Annotated in this window: 12 protein-coding genes; 4 read left to right on the top strand and 8 right to left on the bottom strand. The window is 54.2% G+C overall.

Annotated features, from left to right (window positions below):
- Nucleotides 1-3 precede the first annotated feature (3 nt).
- Together pal and ACI0FJ_RS00760 are read left to right on the top strand one after the other, a co-directional pair.
- Nucleotides 4-609: a peptidoglycan-associated lipoprotein Pal gene (pal, locus tag ACI0FJ_RS00755; RefSeq protein ID WP_424297942.1), complete on the top strand. Its 606-nt coding sequence runs from the start codon at nucleotides 4-6 to the stop codon at nucleotides 607-609.
- 245 nt (nucleotides 610-854) lie between these two features.
- The gene (locus ACI0FJ_RS00760; RefSeq protein ID WP_424297943.1) at nucleotides 855-1,931 is read left to right on the top strand and encodes an FmdE family protein; all 1,077 of its coding nucleotides are present in this window, start codon (nucleotides 855-857) and stop codon (nucleotides 1,929-1,931) included.
- A 139-nt stretch (nucleotides 1,932-2,070) separates the two neighbouring features.
- On the opposite strand, the gene ACI0FJ_RS00765 is transcribed toward ACI0FJ_RS00760, so the two are convergent.
- Complete coding sequence (locus tag ACI0FJ_RS00765) at nucleotides 2,071-2,862, bottom strand: transporter substrate-binding domain-containing protein (RefSeq protein ID WP_424297944.1); 792 nt, start codon at nucleotides 2,860-2,862, stop codon at nucleotides 2,071-2,073.
- A 264-nt stretch (nucleotides 2,863-3,126) separates the two neighbouring features.
- On the opposite strand from ACI0FJ_RS00765, the gene ACI0FJ_RS00770 reads away from it, so the two are divergent.
- Together ACI0FJ_RS00770 and ACI0FJ_RS00775 are read left to right on the top strand one after the other, a co-directional pair.
- The gene (locus tag ACI0FJ_RS00770; protein WP_424297945.1) at nucleotides 3,127-3,471 is read left to right on the top strand and encodes a TraR/DksA family transcriptional regulator; all 345 of its coding nucleotides are present in this window, start codon (nucleotides 3,127-3,129) and stop codon (nucleotides 3,469-3,471) included.
- A gap of 402 nt (nucleotides 3,472-3,873) precedes the next feature.
- Entirely contained in the window at nucleotides 3,874-4,185 is a 312-nt protein-coding gene (locus tag ACI0FJ_RS00775; protein WP_424297946.1) for a hypothetical protein, read from the top strand.
- A gap of 165 nt (nucleotides 4,186-4,350) precedes the next feature.
- On the opposite strand, the gene ACI0FJ_RS00780 is transcribed toward ACI0FJ_RS00775, so the two are convergent.
- The 7 genes from ACI0FJ_RS00780 to ACI0FJ_RS00810 all read right to left on the bottom strand — a co-directional run bounded on the left by ACI0FJ_RS00780 (nucleotide 4,351) and on the right by ACI0FJ_RS00810 (nucleotide 14,375).
- Nucleotides 4,351-7,461, bottom strand: coding sequence for an efflux RND transporter permease subunit (locus tag ACI0FJ_RS00780; RefSeq protein WP_424297947.1), 3,111 nt, complete (start codon nucleotides 7,459-7,461; stop codon nucleotides 4,351-4,353).
- On the bottom strand, nucleotides 7,458-8,639 hold the full coding sequence (locus ACI0FJ_RS00785) for an efflux RND transporter periplasmic adaptor subunit (protein ID WP_424297948.1): 1,182 nt from the start codon (nucleotides 8,637-8,639) through the stop codon (nucleotides 7,458-7,460). Before ACI0FJ_RS00785 ends, ACI0FJ_RS00780 begins: the two co-directional genes overlap by 4 nt.
- Nucleotides 8,640-8,999: 360 nt before the next feature.
- Nucleotides 9,000-11,321: an ATP-binding protein gene (locus ACI0FJ_RS00790; protein WP_424297949.1), complete on the bottom strand. Its 2,322-nt coding sequence runs from the start codon at nucleotides 11,319-11,321 to the stop codon at nucleotides 9,000-9,002.
- A 410-nt stretch (nucleotides 11,322-11,731) separates the two neighbouring features.
- Entirely contained in the window at nucleotides 11,732-12,124 is a 393-nt protein-coding gene (gene rpsI / locus ACI0FJ_RS00795) for a 30S ribosomal protein S9 (protein WP_424297950.1), read from the bottom strand.
- Nucleotides 12,125-12,139: 15 nt separating this feature from the next.
- Nucleotides 12,140-12,568, bottom strand: coding sequence for a 50S ribosomal protein L13 (rplM, locus tag ACI0FJ_RS00800; RefSeq protein WP_424297951.1), 429 nt, complete (start codon nucleotides 12,566-12,568; stop codon nucleotides 12,140-12,142).
- 280 nt (nucleotides 12,569-12,848) lie between these two features.
- The gene (locus ACI0FJ_RS00805) at nucleotides 12,849-13,757 is read right to left on the bottom strand and encodes a Tim44 domain-containing protein (protein ID WP_424297952.1); all 909 of its coding nucleotides are present in this window, start codon (nucleotides 13,755-13,757) and stop codon (nucleotides 12,849-12,851) included.
- A 219-nt stretch (nucleotides 13,758-13,976) separates the two neighbouring features.
- Entirely contained in the window at nucleotides 13,977-14,375 is a 399-nt protein-coding gene (locus ACI0FJ_RS00810) for a response regulator (RefSeq protein WP_424297953.1), read from the bottom strand.
- Between the last annotated feature and the right edge of the window lie 423 nt (nucleotides 14,376-14,798).

The following is a 14,798-nucleotide window of genomic DNA, read 5'->3' on the forward strand; positions in this document are numbered from 1 at the left end:
TTGATGAAAGCCGTTATCCGCATGATACTGATTGTCGCCGCTGTTGCGGCTCTTGCCTTTGCCGCCGGTTGCGGTTCCAAAACGAAAGTTGAATCCACCCCTCCCGGTGTGACCGGCGTTAAGCACACCGGTCCGTCCGCTGCGGAACTGGAACGTGATAAGCAAGCCGAGCTTGCTGCTGCCAAAGAACGTGAGCTGGAAGAACAGCGCCTGCGCGAACAGCAGGACGAAGAACTTCGGGCCCAGAAGGCCGAGGCCTACACCATGGCAGTCGAAGAAGTCGGCAATATGATCCACTTTGATTTCGACTCCTATCAGCTCAAGCCCGAAGCTCGCGAGCTTTTGCAGCGCAAGGCGGAATACCTGAAAAGCTTTCCGCAGCTGCGTCTGGTAGTGGAAGGGTACTGCGATGATCGCGGCACCGAAGAATACAACCTTGCCCTAGGTGAGCGCCGTGCACGCGCCGCCTACGAGTTCCTGGTCCTTTTGGGCATCTCGCCCGACCGTATGAGCATTGTCTCCTATGGTGAGGAAGATCCCGTTGATCCCGGCAATAACGAAGTCGCCTGGGCCAAGAACCGCCGCGACCAGTTCCGGATCATCAAATAGGGCACACCCTGACGGGCTGAGGTCCGTTTCCCCCCAGCCGGGGGCAAGCTGGGGAGGATTTATCCTTCCGGGCTTGTGATACTGCGCCTTAACGGCCATGGCACTTGGTGTCGTGGCCGTTTTTTTTATACTTTTTTGTATTTGAAAACGCATGAAGAAAGCGGTTTATTGACACTGCTCGGCGAAAGATACTACTCACAATGGGTGTTATTAATTAAAAAATAATATTCAATGGAGCGCTAAAAATGAGAAGAGTTCGTCTTGGGAATCTCTCTGCCGTTCTTGCTGTTTTGTGCGTCCTGTTTGCCGCCGGATGCGCCACAAAACACGGCGTTACCGCGTACACCCCGGCCATGGAACAGGCCGCCACGACCATGCAGCAGGCTATGGACCACATAGGCGCAAAGCAGGGGGATACGAACCTTCTGGTGCTGACCAATGCTCCGTCTGTGCAGATGGGCGGACAACCGGCCCTTCCGTATATGGATGTGGCTATGCAGGTTACGGGATGCACGTTGGGGACGCGTTCGCTGCTCGCCATCCAATCGGGGCCGACCGAGGCGCTTTGGTTTTCCTTGTATAACCGGGATAACGGCCAGCTTGGCTATATGGTGTCCGGCAAGTCCGGGTTCAAGGTGCAGTATGTGGACGCCAGCCCCCAGACCGTGCTCACAAGCAAGGGGTGGAGCCATGCAGCCAAGGGAATCATTGCACCCAACATGTTTCGTACAGTCGGTATCTCCCTGGTATGGGCGGCATCTCCCCCCTGGAACACTCTCAAGGCCATACAGCTGCACAACCACATCTGCCCCGGGCTTTCCGCCGGAATCGCCGTATCCGAGTACATAATGAAGAATCTTCCTCCCGCTCCGGGCGAAAAGGTCGTGTTTGTCGGCGCTCCGCCGTTCTGCGCCATGGATGCCTACCAGATGTTTTTCGACGCCACGTCGGGAAAAAAGGGCTCCTTTTCCATGCTGGTGGGCAACGAGGTACTCAAGGAGCATGGCTACAAGAATTCTCCCGCCTGCATCTATCTGCGTGTGAATCCCAAAAAGGATACCTGCAAGGGTGCCATACTTACTTTCGATTTTGACAAGGCTGCCGGACTTGCCGGACTCACATACGCGGACCTCTCCCCCAAGGGCGGTCCCTCCAATCCCATGTTCTACATTTCCCGTGTGAAAATTGCCCGTGTGCTGGCCGGGCTGAGCACAAAACGGAAAATGGGGCTGGTTGCCGTGGACAAGACGTTCGAAGGAAACGCGGAGCTTGCCCAGTTTATTGAAAATGCCAATGCCGATCCGTACGGTTTTGCCCGTTAAAAGGTTCGGCTTGCTGCCCCATCAGAATCGGCCGACCGCCGCTGCTGAAGAGTGAATGAAAAATCCCCCACTGGAAAGTTTCCGGCGGGGGATTTTGTTTGTCTGTGATTGTGCCTGAGCTTGTGTCTGGGCGGGGCAGTTATTTTGAAGCGTTTTCCCTGCCCACCTTGAGCAGCACCTGATATTCATCCGGGTCTGAATTGCCGAACCAGCGCGTGTAGAGCATGTCGTACACATTGGATTTGAGAATGCGCTGCATGCCCTCGCTGATAGCCTTGGCAAGTTCCGGTTGCTGCGTGGCTACCGGGAAATAAAGCATGTCCGAATAGAGCGGGGTGTCGAGCAGCCGCAGATTGTGCAGCTTGAATTTGCGTATGTTGTACAGAGCGGTCTTTTTTGCCCCGCAGAACGCATCTGCCTTGCCGTCCGCCATGGCGCGCAGCGCGTCAGTCTCCGAAGGGTAGAGAAGCACGCTTATATTGCCCAGGCGTTCCAGAATATTTTGAGATAGAGAGCCTTTTTGCGTAGCCACTGTAATACCTTTGAGGTCGGAACGCGCCATAATGGGGCTTTTTTCCGGCACGACAACAGTTACGTCGAAGCGTGCATACGGATAGTCGGGGAAGATGTAGAGCTTTTCGCGTTCCACTGTCTTTCCCATTCCCGCGCTGACGTCGATGGTTCCGGCGGCCAGATTTCTTTGCACCTGGGCCCATTCTCCGGGAGCTGCGGAAATTCTGTAGTTGGAACCGGTAAGGGCGGCATAAAGCACATCCAGGGCAAAGCCGGAGGGTTGTTTACCCTCCATGTATGTCTGCGGGGGGAAGTGTTGATCAAATCCGAATTCAATGAGTTCCTGTACCGCGTGGGCAGGGATGGCCGTCATGGCGCAGCAGGCAAGCAAAGCAAGAGTTGCTATGATGGATCGCATAGAACCTCCGGTTTTTCATGGTATATAACCCTGCTAGATGGAAATGGGCAAGGTCTTGTTGCCTGCCGACTGCAGCTTGCAGGACGACATAGAACCAGTGGCATGTCTGCCTGTGGCGCGAAAGTTGGTGTCTTTTTACGCACAGATTTGGAGTTCGTTGAAATGTAACAGGATGGTGACCGCCTCTCTACAGTGCTGGGGCATAGGGATATTGCAAAGAAAAAGTGCAAGGCCCTGTAACTCATCAGACTGCGAGGTAGAGCCATGAATGGAATTCAGCGGACGGAAATCAGAAGGTTTCTCCAGGAAAGCATTCAAAATCTCAAAAGTGCTGAGGCCGAACTTGATCACTTGGAAAGCTGCGCCGACGACAACGAGTATGCCTCTCGTGTAAGCGAGTACAATATGAATCTCGTCATGCGCGAACGCGATGCACGGAAGCTGGGGGATCTTGAGGATGCCCTGCGGCGTATCGATGTGTACGACTTCGGATGCTGCGAAGAGTGCGGAGAAGACATCGGCCTGGCACGCCTGAAAGCGCAACCGACAGCCCGGTTGTGCGTCAGATGCCAGGAAGCCACGGAAAAGGAACTGGCCTACGTTATCTAGTCGGAAGCCGTTTCCCTATTTGGTCTGACCCGAGTGCTGCCTGCGGAGGCGCGGCATGGATGTATCCTCTGCCGTGCGTTGTTCGCCTGCGGCGTGGATCGTCTGATCTTGTCTGACCTTGTCCCGGCCTGTCCATGGGGACTGCCGCGAGTGGTGGTCCTCCAGAAAATTGTTGGTCATAACGTTGGGGGAGCGCGAGGCAAAGGCGGCCATGGTGCGAGTGAAGATAACGGGCAGTACTCAATTTGAGGTAGAGATGGAATAATAGGGAAAGCCGTGCGGGTGATGGTGTGAAAAATGAGGTTTGGGACGTTGGCAAATATAAGAGCTGTTGTTGACTTTGGTTTTCAATATCAATAGCGTAGCCTCGAAATATAACCCAAAAAACGCCTTGGAGGCCGCATGGAACGCATCAACCGCTTCGGCACGACCCGCGATATGATTATTCAGGAAATTGAGGAAGACAACAAAACCTATCTCCTGGCGATTGATTCAAAGGGGCTGTACTTCACCACCCCGGACCGGGTGGACGCTCAACTTGCCGATATAAACCGCTATGGCATCCGGCGCGGAGAGTTTGTGCAACGTTTGGAAAATTTGGGATATTCCCCGGTGGATATGTTTGAAGAGCACAAGAACAAAATCAAGGTTGTGACCCAGACGACCAAAAAGCTGATCAACCCAATCAAAGCTTCCAAGCGTGGGCTGGTATAGCGCTTCGGAAAATTCGTTTCGTCCGTGCGGCTTGCCGGTCGGTGTTGCTCTCCTCACTGCCGGAAGGCAGGCTCGCACGGAATAATGGGAAGCAGGCCTTTCCGGTGTCCATTGAGGAGCTGTGGGAAAGCCCATTGGCGCCAGCCAAAAAATGTGTCCCGCCAATTATCTCGCCGCGCTCGGCTCGCTTTTCGTGTTTCCTTTTTTTCCGAACAGGCGGCGTATCTTTTGCTGAGCCGCATCCATGTACATGTAATAGACCGGGGTGAAGTACAGCGTCAGCAGCTGCGACACCATCAGCCCGCCCACTACGGCAAGGCCGAGGGGCCTTCTGGCCTCCGCACCCGCGCCAAGCCCGAGGGCGATGGGCAGGGTGCCCATGAGCGCCGCCATGGTCGTCATCATGATGGGCCGGAAGCGGATAAGGGCGCCTTCCCGTATGGCGGTTACGGCGTCCATGTTCTGCCTGCGTTGCGCATCCACTGCAAAGTCGATCATCATAATGGCGTTTTTCTTGACGATGCCGATGAGCATGATGATCCCCACGAATCCGTAGATGTTCAGATCCACTCCGAACAGCATGAGCGTCGCCAGCGCTCCCACGCCTGCCGAGGGCAGTCCGGAAAGGATTGTCAGCGGATGTACGAAACTTTCGTACAAAATTCCCAACACAAGATAGATGACCAGAATGGACATGAGCAGAAGCAGCCACAGGCCGCGCATGGAGTCCTGAAAGGCTTGCGCCTCGCCCTGAAAGCTCGTGCTTACGGACGGCGGCACAACCCGTTGCGCCAGCTCCTCCACCTTGGCGACGGCCAGCCCGAGCGAGACGCCCGGAGGCAGGTTGAAGGATATGGTTGTGGAGGGGAGCTGCCCCGAATGGTTGATGGACAGCGGCCCCACGCCGAGTTTCCATTGGGCCAGCGTATCCAGGCGGATGAGCTTGCCGGACTGGGCTCGGATCGAAAGCATGGCCAGGGCCGAGGGGTTGGCCTGATACTCCGGGGCCAGTTCCATGATGACGTCGTAGGTATCCGTGGGCGCATAGATGTTGGATATCTTCCGGTTGCCGAACGACGTTGAGAGTGCGTTCTCCACTTGGTAGGCGCTGACGCCGAGGGCCGAGGCCTTGTCCCGGTCTATGGTGATATCTAGTTCCGGGTTGTCGAATTCCACATCCGAGGTCACGTCCTGCAGCTCGGGAAGCGTCTGCATGGCCTTTTCCATTGCCCTGGTGGCGCGGAACAATTCTTCCGTATTGGGGCTTTGCAGTGTGAACTGATATTGCGCCTTGGAACTGCGCCCGCCGATGCGTATGGGCGGCGGGTTGGAAATGAACCCCCGTATGCCCGGAACCTGTGAAAGTTTGCGGCGCAGACGTTGCATTACAGTATTGATGTCGTCGCGTTCCCTTGTAGGCTTGAGGTCGAACATGATGCGCCCGGAGTTTCCCCCTCTGTTGGGACCGCCGCCGCCAACCACGGACATGTAGCCTTCCACAGCTTCGTCTTTGGCTACAAAGTCCGTCAGTGCCTTTTGGCGCTGCATCATGGTGTCGAAAGCTACGCCCTGTTCGGCTTCGGTTCGGGCCATGAGCCGCCCGGTATCTTCGCTGGGCAGAAAGCCCTTGGGGATGGCGTGAAAAAGAAATCCTGTCAGCCCCAGCACAAGGATGGAGGCCGTCATGGTCAGGCGGTGGTGGCGGATGGTCCAGTCCAGGGTGTGGGAGTAGACCCGGCGCAACCCTTCAAAGCCTCGCTCGAAAAAAGTAAATATCGCCCCGTGGCGTTCCTGCGTATTGGGCCGGATGATGAGGTTGCAGAGCATGGGCGTAAGCGTCAGGGAGACAAGACCGGAAATCAGAATGGATGCGCATATGGTAACGGCGAATTCGTGGAACAGCCGCCCGACAATGCCGCCCATGAACAACACCGGAAGAAAAACCGCTGCCAGGGAGATTGTCATGGAAACGATGGTGAAGGCGATTTCACGCGATCCGTCGAGCACTGCATCCAGAGTGCTTTTTCCCATTTCCGTATGCCGTACGATGTTTTCCAGCATGACGATGGCATCGTCCACCACAAAGCCCACGGAAAGGGTGAGCGCCATGAGCGTGATGTTGTTCAGGCTGAAGCCGGAAAGATACATTACGGCAAAAGTCCCGATAACCGACATGGGCAGGGCCATGCTGGGAATGAGGGTGGCCGAAATTTTACGCAGAAAAAGAAAAATGACCATAATGACCAGGACAACGGTGAGCAGCAGCGTGAACTGCACGTCTTCCACGGATTCCTTGATGGATTCGGAGCGGTCGTACAGGACGTTCAGCTTGATGGCAGCAGGCAGTTGCGCCTGGAACGAAGGCAGCAGTTTTCGTATAGAGTTGACGACCTCCACCGTGTTGGTGCCGGGCTGGCGCTGGATGGCGAGAATCATGCCCGGTTCGCCGTTGTACCAGTTGCGGCGCCGCTGGTTGTCCACGCTGTCGAACACGTCGGCAACGTCGGACAGGCGCACGGGCGAGCCGTTTTTCCAGGCAACCACCAGAGGCCGGTAGTCCTTTGCCTGCATGAGCTGCCCGTTGGAGCGTACAATGTATTCGCGCACCGGTCCGGCCACCGTGCCTACGGGGAGGTTCACATTGCCTTTGCGGACGGCATCGGCGATTTCGTTCACCCCCAGTTCCATGGCGGCCAGCCGTTCCGGGTCCAGCTGAATGCGCACTGCATACTTTTGCGATCCGTAAACCATAACCTGGGCCACGCCGTTGACCATGGAAATACGCTGGGCCATGACGTTTTCCGCGTATTCGTTAACGTCGGAGAGCCGTACCGTGGGCGAGGAAAGGGCCAGGTACAATATGGGCCAGTCCGCCGGGTTGACCTTGCGGAAGCTGGGAGCGGAGGTCATGTCGTCGGGCAGTTTGCGCAGGGCCGTGGTGATGGCCGATTGCACATCGAGCGCTGCGTCGTCGATGTTGCGGTTCAGGTTGAACTGAAGTGTTATGCGGGTTGAGCCGAGGTTGCTGATGGAGGTCATGGAATCCAGCCCGGCAATGGTGGAAAACTGTTTTTCCAGGGGGGTGGCCACGGACGAGGCCATTGTTTCCGGGTTGGCTCCGGAAAGGTTGGCCTGCACCTCGATGGTGGGAAAGTCGACACTGGGAAGGTCGCTGACCGGCAGGCGCAGATAGGCCATGATGCCGGAAATGAGAATGGCGGCCATGACCAGGGTGGTCATGACGGGGCGGCGGACGAAAAGGGAGGAAGGGTTCATTGCCGTGCTTCCTCGTTTCCTTCAGTTTGTTTCTCAGCCTTTGGTGTGTTTTTTATGCTGACCCTGGCGCCGGGTTGCAGGGCGACCTGTCCGGCCAATACGACCACCTCTCCTTCCTTGAGGCCGGAGTCGACTACCGTGCGTTTTCCCACGATGATGGACGTGGTTATATTGCGCGGCTCAACCGTCCCACTCTCGGCGTTATTTTTATCGGGAACAACCACATACACATACGAACTTTCCAGACCGGGAAGAATCGCTCCGGTGGGCAACAGCAGAGCGTTGTGCAGGGTTCGTAATGTAACGTGGACGCGTGCGAACTGACCGGGCCAAAGCATGTTGTCCTTGTTCTGGTAGGAAGCCAGCAGGCGGATGGTGCCGGTGGAAGAGTCCACTGCATTGTCCACTGCCGCAAGTTCCACTTCGGCCTTGCGCTGGTTGTTGCCGGACGGGGCCACCATCACTTTCATTGGCCCTTGTGCCAGGCGTTCCATTATCTCGCCCAGGTAGCGTTCGGGCAGGGAGAAGGAAACGTTGATGGGGTGAATCTGGTTGATGACACACAATGTACGGTCGTCGTTGGCCTTGATGACGTTGCCTTCGTTAACCTGCACAACACCTATGCGTCCTGAAATGGGAGCCGTGATGGCCGTGTATTCAAGGTCCAGTTCGGCCTTTTTCAGCTCGGCTTCATTGAGCCGGATGGTGCTTTCCAGCGACGTCGCTTCGGCATAGGTGTTGTCGTACTGTTCCTGGGCAACCACGTTCATCTGGCGAAGCTTGGAATAGCGGCGCAGGTCTTCACGGGCCTTGTCCAGATGGGCGCGGTCGCGGTCGAGCTTGGCCTTGGCCTCCATTATCACCAGGTCGAAAGGTCGTGGGTCGATGCGGAAAAGCAGATCGCCCTTGCGCACGTCCTGCCCATTGCGGACAAACTGCTTTTCAATGATGCCGCCAACGCGTGATTTGACGTCGACCGTGGCTAGCGGAGTTACGTTACCCACTGCACTGAGGGTGTAGGGGACGTCTTCGCTGCTGACCGCCGCCACGGTAACGGGAATTATCTTTTCATGTTTCTTTTTGGGGGCTTGGGAACCGCAGGAAACAAGGAGAATGAGCGTGCACAGGCAGAGTACAGTGGTCGAAAGACCGGTGCGGAGCATCTTTGGGCGTTTCATCGGGTAGTCCTGAAAATGTGTGGAGGGGAAAAACAGGAACACAGTATGACAACCACAGTAGCGAAAGGGGGCCGGGAGGCACGGGAAAGAAAACTGCAGACAGGCTTCATAGTACCCCAAGGGCCACAGCTTTGTCCGGGAGAACTGCTGTGGCTATTCCTTCATCATGCGTGTTCGTCTGGGCATGTTCTTTTTTGTGTGGTTTTCTTGGAAAACAAGCAAAAGAATCTTTGGAATGAAGTGCTTCAACTGTCAAGTTAGGATTGTGTAAAGAGAGGGTGACAATGCCGGGAGCGTGGCAAATTTTCCGGGGACAAATATCTCCCCCAAAAGTCCTGCACAAGACCGCGTGAAGGCCGTTCACCTCTTGTTCTGGAAAATGGTTTTGGCTGCCTCGCAATTGAGAAGGGAGGAAATAACCTTCAGCAGCTTGGGGGCATCAATGGGCTTGGACATGTATTCGTTCATGCCAGCCGAGATAAAAGTTTCCCTGTCCCCCGACATTGCATATGCAGTCATCGCCACTATTGGAATATCCTTGTTTCTCTTCCCCGCTTTTCCCAATCGGATGGCTTTGGTAGCCTCTACCCCGTCCATGACCGGAAGCTGGATATCCATAAGGATGAGGGAAAAAAGTGTTTCGGAAAGCCTGTGAAGCGCTTCCTCGCCAGTTTCAGCCGAGATGGTCTGGTAGCCTGCTTTCTGGAGAATCGCCTGGATGGCCGTGCGGTTGATCATATCATCTTCCACAATCAGGATGGCCGAGGAATTCGGACATGTATCGCTTCCGATTCTGGAGGACATTTCGATTTCGGCAGTCTGCCCTTCAGCCGGTTTGAAGGGCAGACAGAAATGAAATGTTGTTCCTTTGCCTGGGACGCTTGCAACAGAAATATGACCACCGATGAGATGAAGAAGCTGCCGGACGATGGACAAGCCCAGTCCAGCCCCCTGGTAGGCCCGTTTATATCCATCATCCGCCTGCGTAAACGGTTCGAACAGCATCTCAATAATGTCTTCTTCGAAACCGATTCCCGTGTCGGAAACAGAGAAGAGTACCCGAACATCCGATGAACCTGTCGGAAGATTGTAGGCCTCTATGGTAATTTCACCTTTGCTCGTGAATTTAACTGCGTTGCCGACGACATTGTTGAGTATCTGGGTCAATTTCAAATGATCGCCGACAAGCACTTTGGGTACGGCGTCGTCGATGTACATCGCAAGCTCTATGCCTTTCTGCTTGCAGGAGAGTCCGAACAGCTGCTCCAGGGATTCAAAAACTTCCATCATTTCAAAAGGCTGTTCCATCACGCTGAGTTTGCCTGATTCTATTTTGGCGAGGTCGAGAATGTCGCCCAGGAGGGAGGCAAGCCGTTTGGCGGATTGAATCGCCAGGCTCACATAGTTGTCCTGCTCTTCGTCAAGGGGCGTGGTCTTGAGCAGCTGGTGCATGCCGATTATGCCGTTAAGGGGCGTCCTGAGCTCATGGCTCATATTGGCGAGAAAAGTCGATTTGGCCCGATTGGCGGCGTCGGCCTTCAACTTTTCCTCGGTAAGCTCGATATTTTTTTCCAAAAGGATTTGATGGCTCTTGCCGAGTTTGACGACCATGTCGTTGTATTCTCTGGCAAGTTCCAGCATTTCCTCTGGAAAATGTTCCACCAGGGGTAAAGTCCCTGTATCGCCTCTCCCAAGACTTTGAAAGGCCTGGGTAAAGTGCTTCTTGGCCGTGCTGATGAGTTCATTGGTCGAAATGACCATGACGGAAACCCAGGCCAAACCGGATATTTTTTCCCAGTGGATCTGGTAGGATTCTTCTCCTACGTTAACGTTTGCATAGCCGCTTGGGCTTTCGAAAAGAGTTGCAGGGTCAAGGCTTTTGAACATTGCATGCACTTCTGCAAAGGGAATGAGGGATACTTCTCCCTTGCTCATTTTTTTGGTTGTAATGCCCAGGCTGGAAGCAATTAATGTTCCTGTGTTGTTTATGATGCAGGTAAATTGTGTCTTGCGGTTGGATATGAGAATTTCGTGACGGACGAGGGTTTCAACCTGGATGTCTATGCTCCATAAGCCAACAAATTGATCTTCTACATATATAGGAATGGATGCCGCGACTATGAGCCCTTTTCCTGCATAGTCGATATGCGGCGCAGACCAGCATACTTGGTGTGTTGGATTGCTTTGGGGGCAAACAGAGATATAGGTATGGTAGCTGCTCCATTCAAAGTCTGGAGTTATTGCCGTTATCTGATCTATGTATGGATATTGAAATGATGTGTTGGAGACATCCTGGTAATATATCCATACAGACCCGTGCATCCGTTCATGCACAAGTTTGAGTATATTGCTCACGTTTCTGTGGCAAAAAAGGCGATATCTTGCTTCTGGGTTGTTTTGTTGGTCGGGAGGCCAGGAATAGCTTAGTATGTCGTCCGGCAAAGTTCCCTTTCTGAACGCTTCCAGATGCGGAATGCTGAGGAAAAAACCGTCTTCCCCAACTTCGAAATGTGCCTCCGCAAGCCAGCTGTCTATCCTTTCATCGTCTTTGGAAGTCTCTTTGAAAAGTTTGTTCGTCAATGCCTGTAGGTAATACAGCGTGTCCTCGACCCGCTCGAGTTCACAGGATACGACACGCACGATCGACCGGAGTTGATTCTGTATCTGCTCGTATTCAGGCATGACCTTTCCCATGTATAAAGACTTTTCTGCTCTTCTAATTGATTACACATGTTTACGGCCTGGATCAAGCTGGGGGAGAAAAAATACTTGGAACTTCAAAGCCCCAGAGCATGTTTTTTCTGACAACGGGGCCCCAGACAGGCGGAGATAGGGAGAGACTGGGGGAGACTGGGGGGAGATGGATGATGGACTGCGCAAGGAGATGGAGAAAGTGATCTGAATAAGGCTTTAAAAATTTACAAGAGATTACGAACCACGAAGCTGACAACCGAATAGATGTAGGTCTTCTTTTGTACGGGGGAGTGAAGTCGTCTGAGAGCAGGAGGGGAGACAAAGGGAAAATAAAAAAGGCGAAGCCATGCGGCTTCGCCTTTTGAGTGCGTATTGCGTAGACCGCAATCCGTCTCGGCTTAACGCTTCGAATACTGGAAGCGGGCGCGAGCGGAACGCTGACCGTACTTCTTACGTTCCTTGGAACGTGCGTCGCGGGTCAGGAAACCGGCCTTCTTGAGGGCGGGACGCAGGTCCGGATCCACTTCGAGAAGGGCGCGGGAGATTCCATGACGAACGGCCTGGGCCTGACCGGCCACACCGCCGCCTTGGACGTTAACTTTAATATCGAACTTGCCAATTGTCTTGGTCAGGTTCAGGGGCTGACGGATGATCATCTGCAATGTTGCCCTGGGGAAGTATTCTTCGTAGGGGCGACCATTGATTTCGATCTGTCCGGTGCCGGTGTATACTCGTGTGCGGGCCACTGCATTTTTGCGGCGTCCGGTGCTGTAGAAAAATTCCTGGCTCATAGGAAAGTCTCCGAATTAGAGTTCAATCTTTTGAGGCTGTTGGGCTTCATGCGGATGCTCAGTACCAGCATAGATCTTCAGCTTCTTCAGAAGCTGGCGACCCAGGCTGTTCTTGGGGAGCATTCCGCGCACTGCCTTGCGAATGACCTCTTCGGGCTTGGTGGCGAGCATATCGCGCAGCCCGATTTCCTTGATGCCGCCGGGGTGTCCGCTGTGGCGGTAATATTTCTTGGCGTCGAGCTTGTTGCCGGTCACGCGAATTTTTTCAGCGTTCACTACAACCACGAAATCGCCGTTATCCATATGGGGGGCGAATTCGGGCTTGTGCTTGCCGCGCAAACGCATGGCGACCTGGGTCGCCAGGCGGCCGAGAATTTTATCCTCGGCGTCTACCAGAACCCATTCGCGCCTAAGGTCTTCAGGCTTGGGTGTCCATGTCTTCATTGCCGCTAACTCCTTAGGGCTCTTCATTACACGAAGAGAATTGCCATACTCGATTTCCGTCGTGGGTCGATCACGCGACCGCAGGGTGTAACGGAGCGACGGAACGGAAGTCTGTACCAATAATCGAAGTGGAACGCCAGAGAAAAATGTCCGATTTACAAAAAAAAATACTGCGCAGAAGGAGGTTGAGAGGCAGATATCCCCGGAAGCAAAAGCCTCCGGGGATGTTTTTTATGGAAAGGGCGTAATCTTTCTGCAAAGCACTTTACGCAACGGCTCGCTAATCTTCAAGCTGCTGGATTCCGTCCAGCCTCCAGGTCGAGGAGGCATCGCGGCTGTCGCGGATAAAATGCCAAACTTCCCGTACCTGCTCCGTGGAGCTGAGGGAGACATCCTCGCGCATCATAACGTCGTAGTACACCGTGGCATGGGTTATTTCGCCTTCCTGCTTTGCTTCCAGAAGACGGGCGTTGACCAGCAGCACTTCGGTTTTGGAAGGCTGCGGGTCCTCTTCGGCCTGGGATTTGATTTCTTTGTATACGGCATCCGTGGTGAATTCGCGGATGTCGTCCAGGTCGCGGACATCCCAGGACTGCTGCAGGCGGTTATAGACCGCCTTTGCCCCCTTGATGAACTCATCCGCATCAAATCCCGGAGGCGTATTCACGGAGGGATCGGACCCTTCACCTTGCGGTCCCATGGGCCTGCGCGGTTCGGAGCTGAGGTTGTCCCAGGCGGCGTCTGCCGCATTGTAAGGATTTGTCCCGGACCTCGTATACTCTGCCCTGCGTGTGGGGTTTATTCCCGACATATCTTCCCGCGGACGGCGGGAACGCAGAAAGCGCATCAGAAAATAAATACCCAGTCCTATGATGAGGATGTCGAAGATGCCGAATCCGCCGCCGAATCCACGGCCGAAAAAGAGCGAACCGAGCAAGGAGCCGGCAAGCAAGCCGCCGAACATGCCCATTCCGCCGAATCCGCGCTGTCCTGTGGTTCCGGGGCGCTGCATGGTCGACTTCTGGTTGGTGCCGAAACTGGGGGCCGGGCGCGGAGCTGACCGGCTGTACGAAGGGCTGGACCCAAAGGAGCGGCTTCCGCCGAAGCGTTTGGCGTGGGCTATTTCGGTCGCGGCCATGATCAGACCGAAAATAAGGAACGGCAAGCCCAGTAGCGCGAGTCGTTTCATTGATTTTTTCCTTGGTAAACGGGTGGGTTCATTGTGTGCCGTCAAGCGGCAGGGTGGATTTACCTGCGTGTTTTGCATGGTTGCCGAACAAAACCGCGTACAATTTGTATTGTAACGATCGGATGGTTCTGCAAAAAAAGTCAGATTTTTTTACGTTGAAAACATTACTCGAAAAAATACGTCCTGGTTTCCGAATGTCAATGGTGGGGGAGCGTCAAATTATTCGATAAGGCCCAGGTTTTGGAGCAAATGTAAAAGCATATGCTTGTCTATGGGCTTGGGCACGTAGGATGTGGCTCCGCCTTTGTAATAGGCCTCCACCACGTTTTTGGGGTCGTCCAACGCCGTGGTCATGACTATTTTTGATTCTTTTTCCGATGGCGTGTTGGTTTTGCGTTCAATTGCCCGAATTTCCTTGAGCGCTCCCTGTCCATCCATCTCGGGCATCATTATGTCCATGGTTATCAAGTCGTAAGGTCTGCCTTCCTCGGCAGCCATGCGAAAAGCATCCACAGCCTCCTGGCCGTTAACTGCAATGTCACACTCCATATAAGGAGATAGTATCTTTTGGAGTAGTTTTCTGCTTGTGAAGTCGTCTTCAACAATGAGAGCGCGCATGGGACCTCCCGCTTGATTATGCTCAGACAGTGTAATCCCTAACGATTATTGTCGGAAAAAGCCAGAGCCGGACGGGGATGGGAAAACCGGGTGGAGGCCGGATTCCAGAAAAACGGAGCGGCTGTCCCCCCAATTTATTGACGATTGCCGCGGGGAATTGTTGCCGCAACCCAGGGGAAAATGGCAAGAAAAAGTCATTTTGTGAGGGAAGTGATCCGTCCTTTACATCTTGCCATGCCAATGCGGTAGACGTACTCTGGCCCGGCTTTGAGAACAGGTAGAACGCGGCGCCTCTTCTGTATTCTCCCTTTGCTGGACTTTTTTCCGGTAGCTTGCCACAAGTTTTCGGAGTGGAGCGGGGAAAGCGTGCAAACAGGGGTATCGGATGGGGTTTCAGATCTAAAATTTCGATTGGGAAATCAT

The organism is Desulfovibrio sp. 7SRBS1 (assembly GCF_049723905.1).
In the GTDB taxonomy this organism is placed as follows: Bacteria; Desulfobacterota; Desulfovibrionia; order Desulfovibrionales; family Desulfovibrionaceae.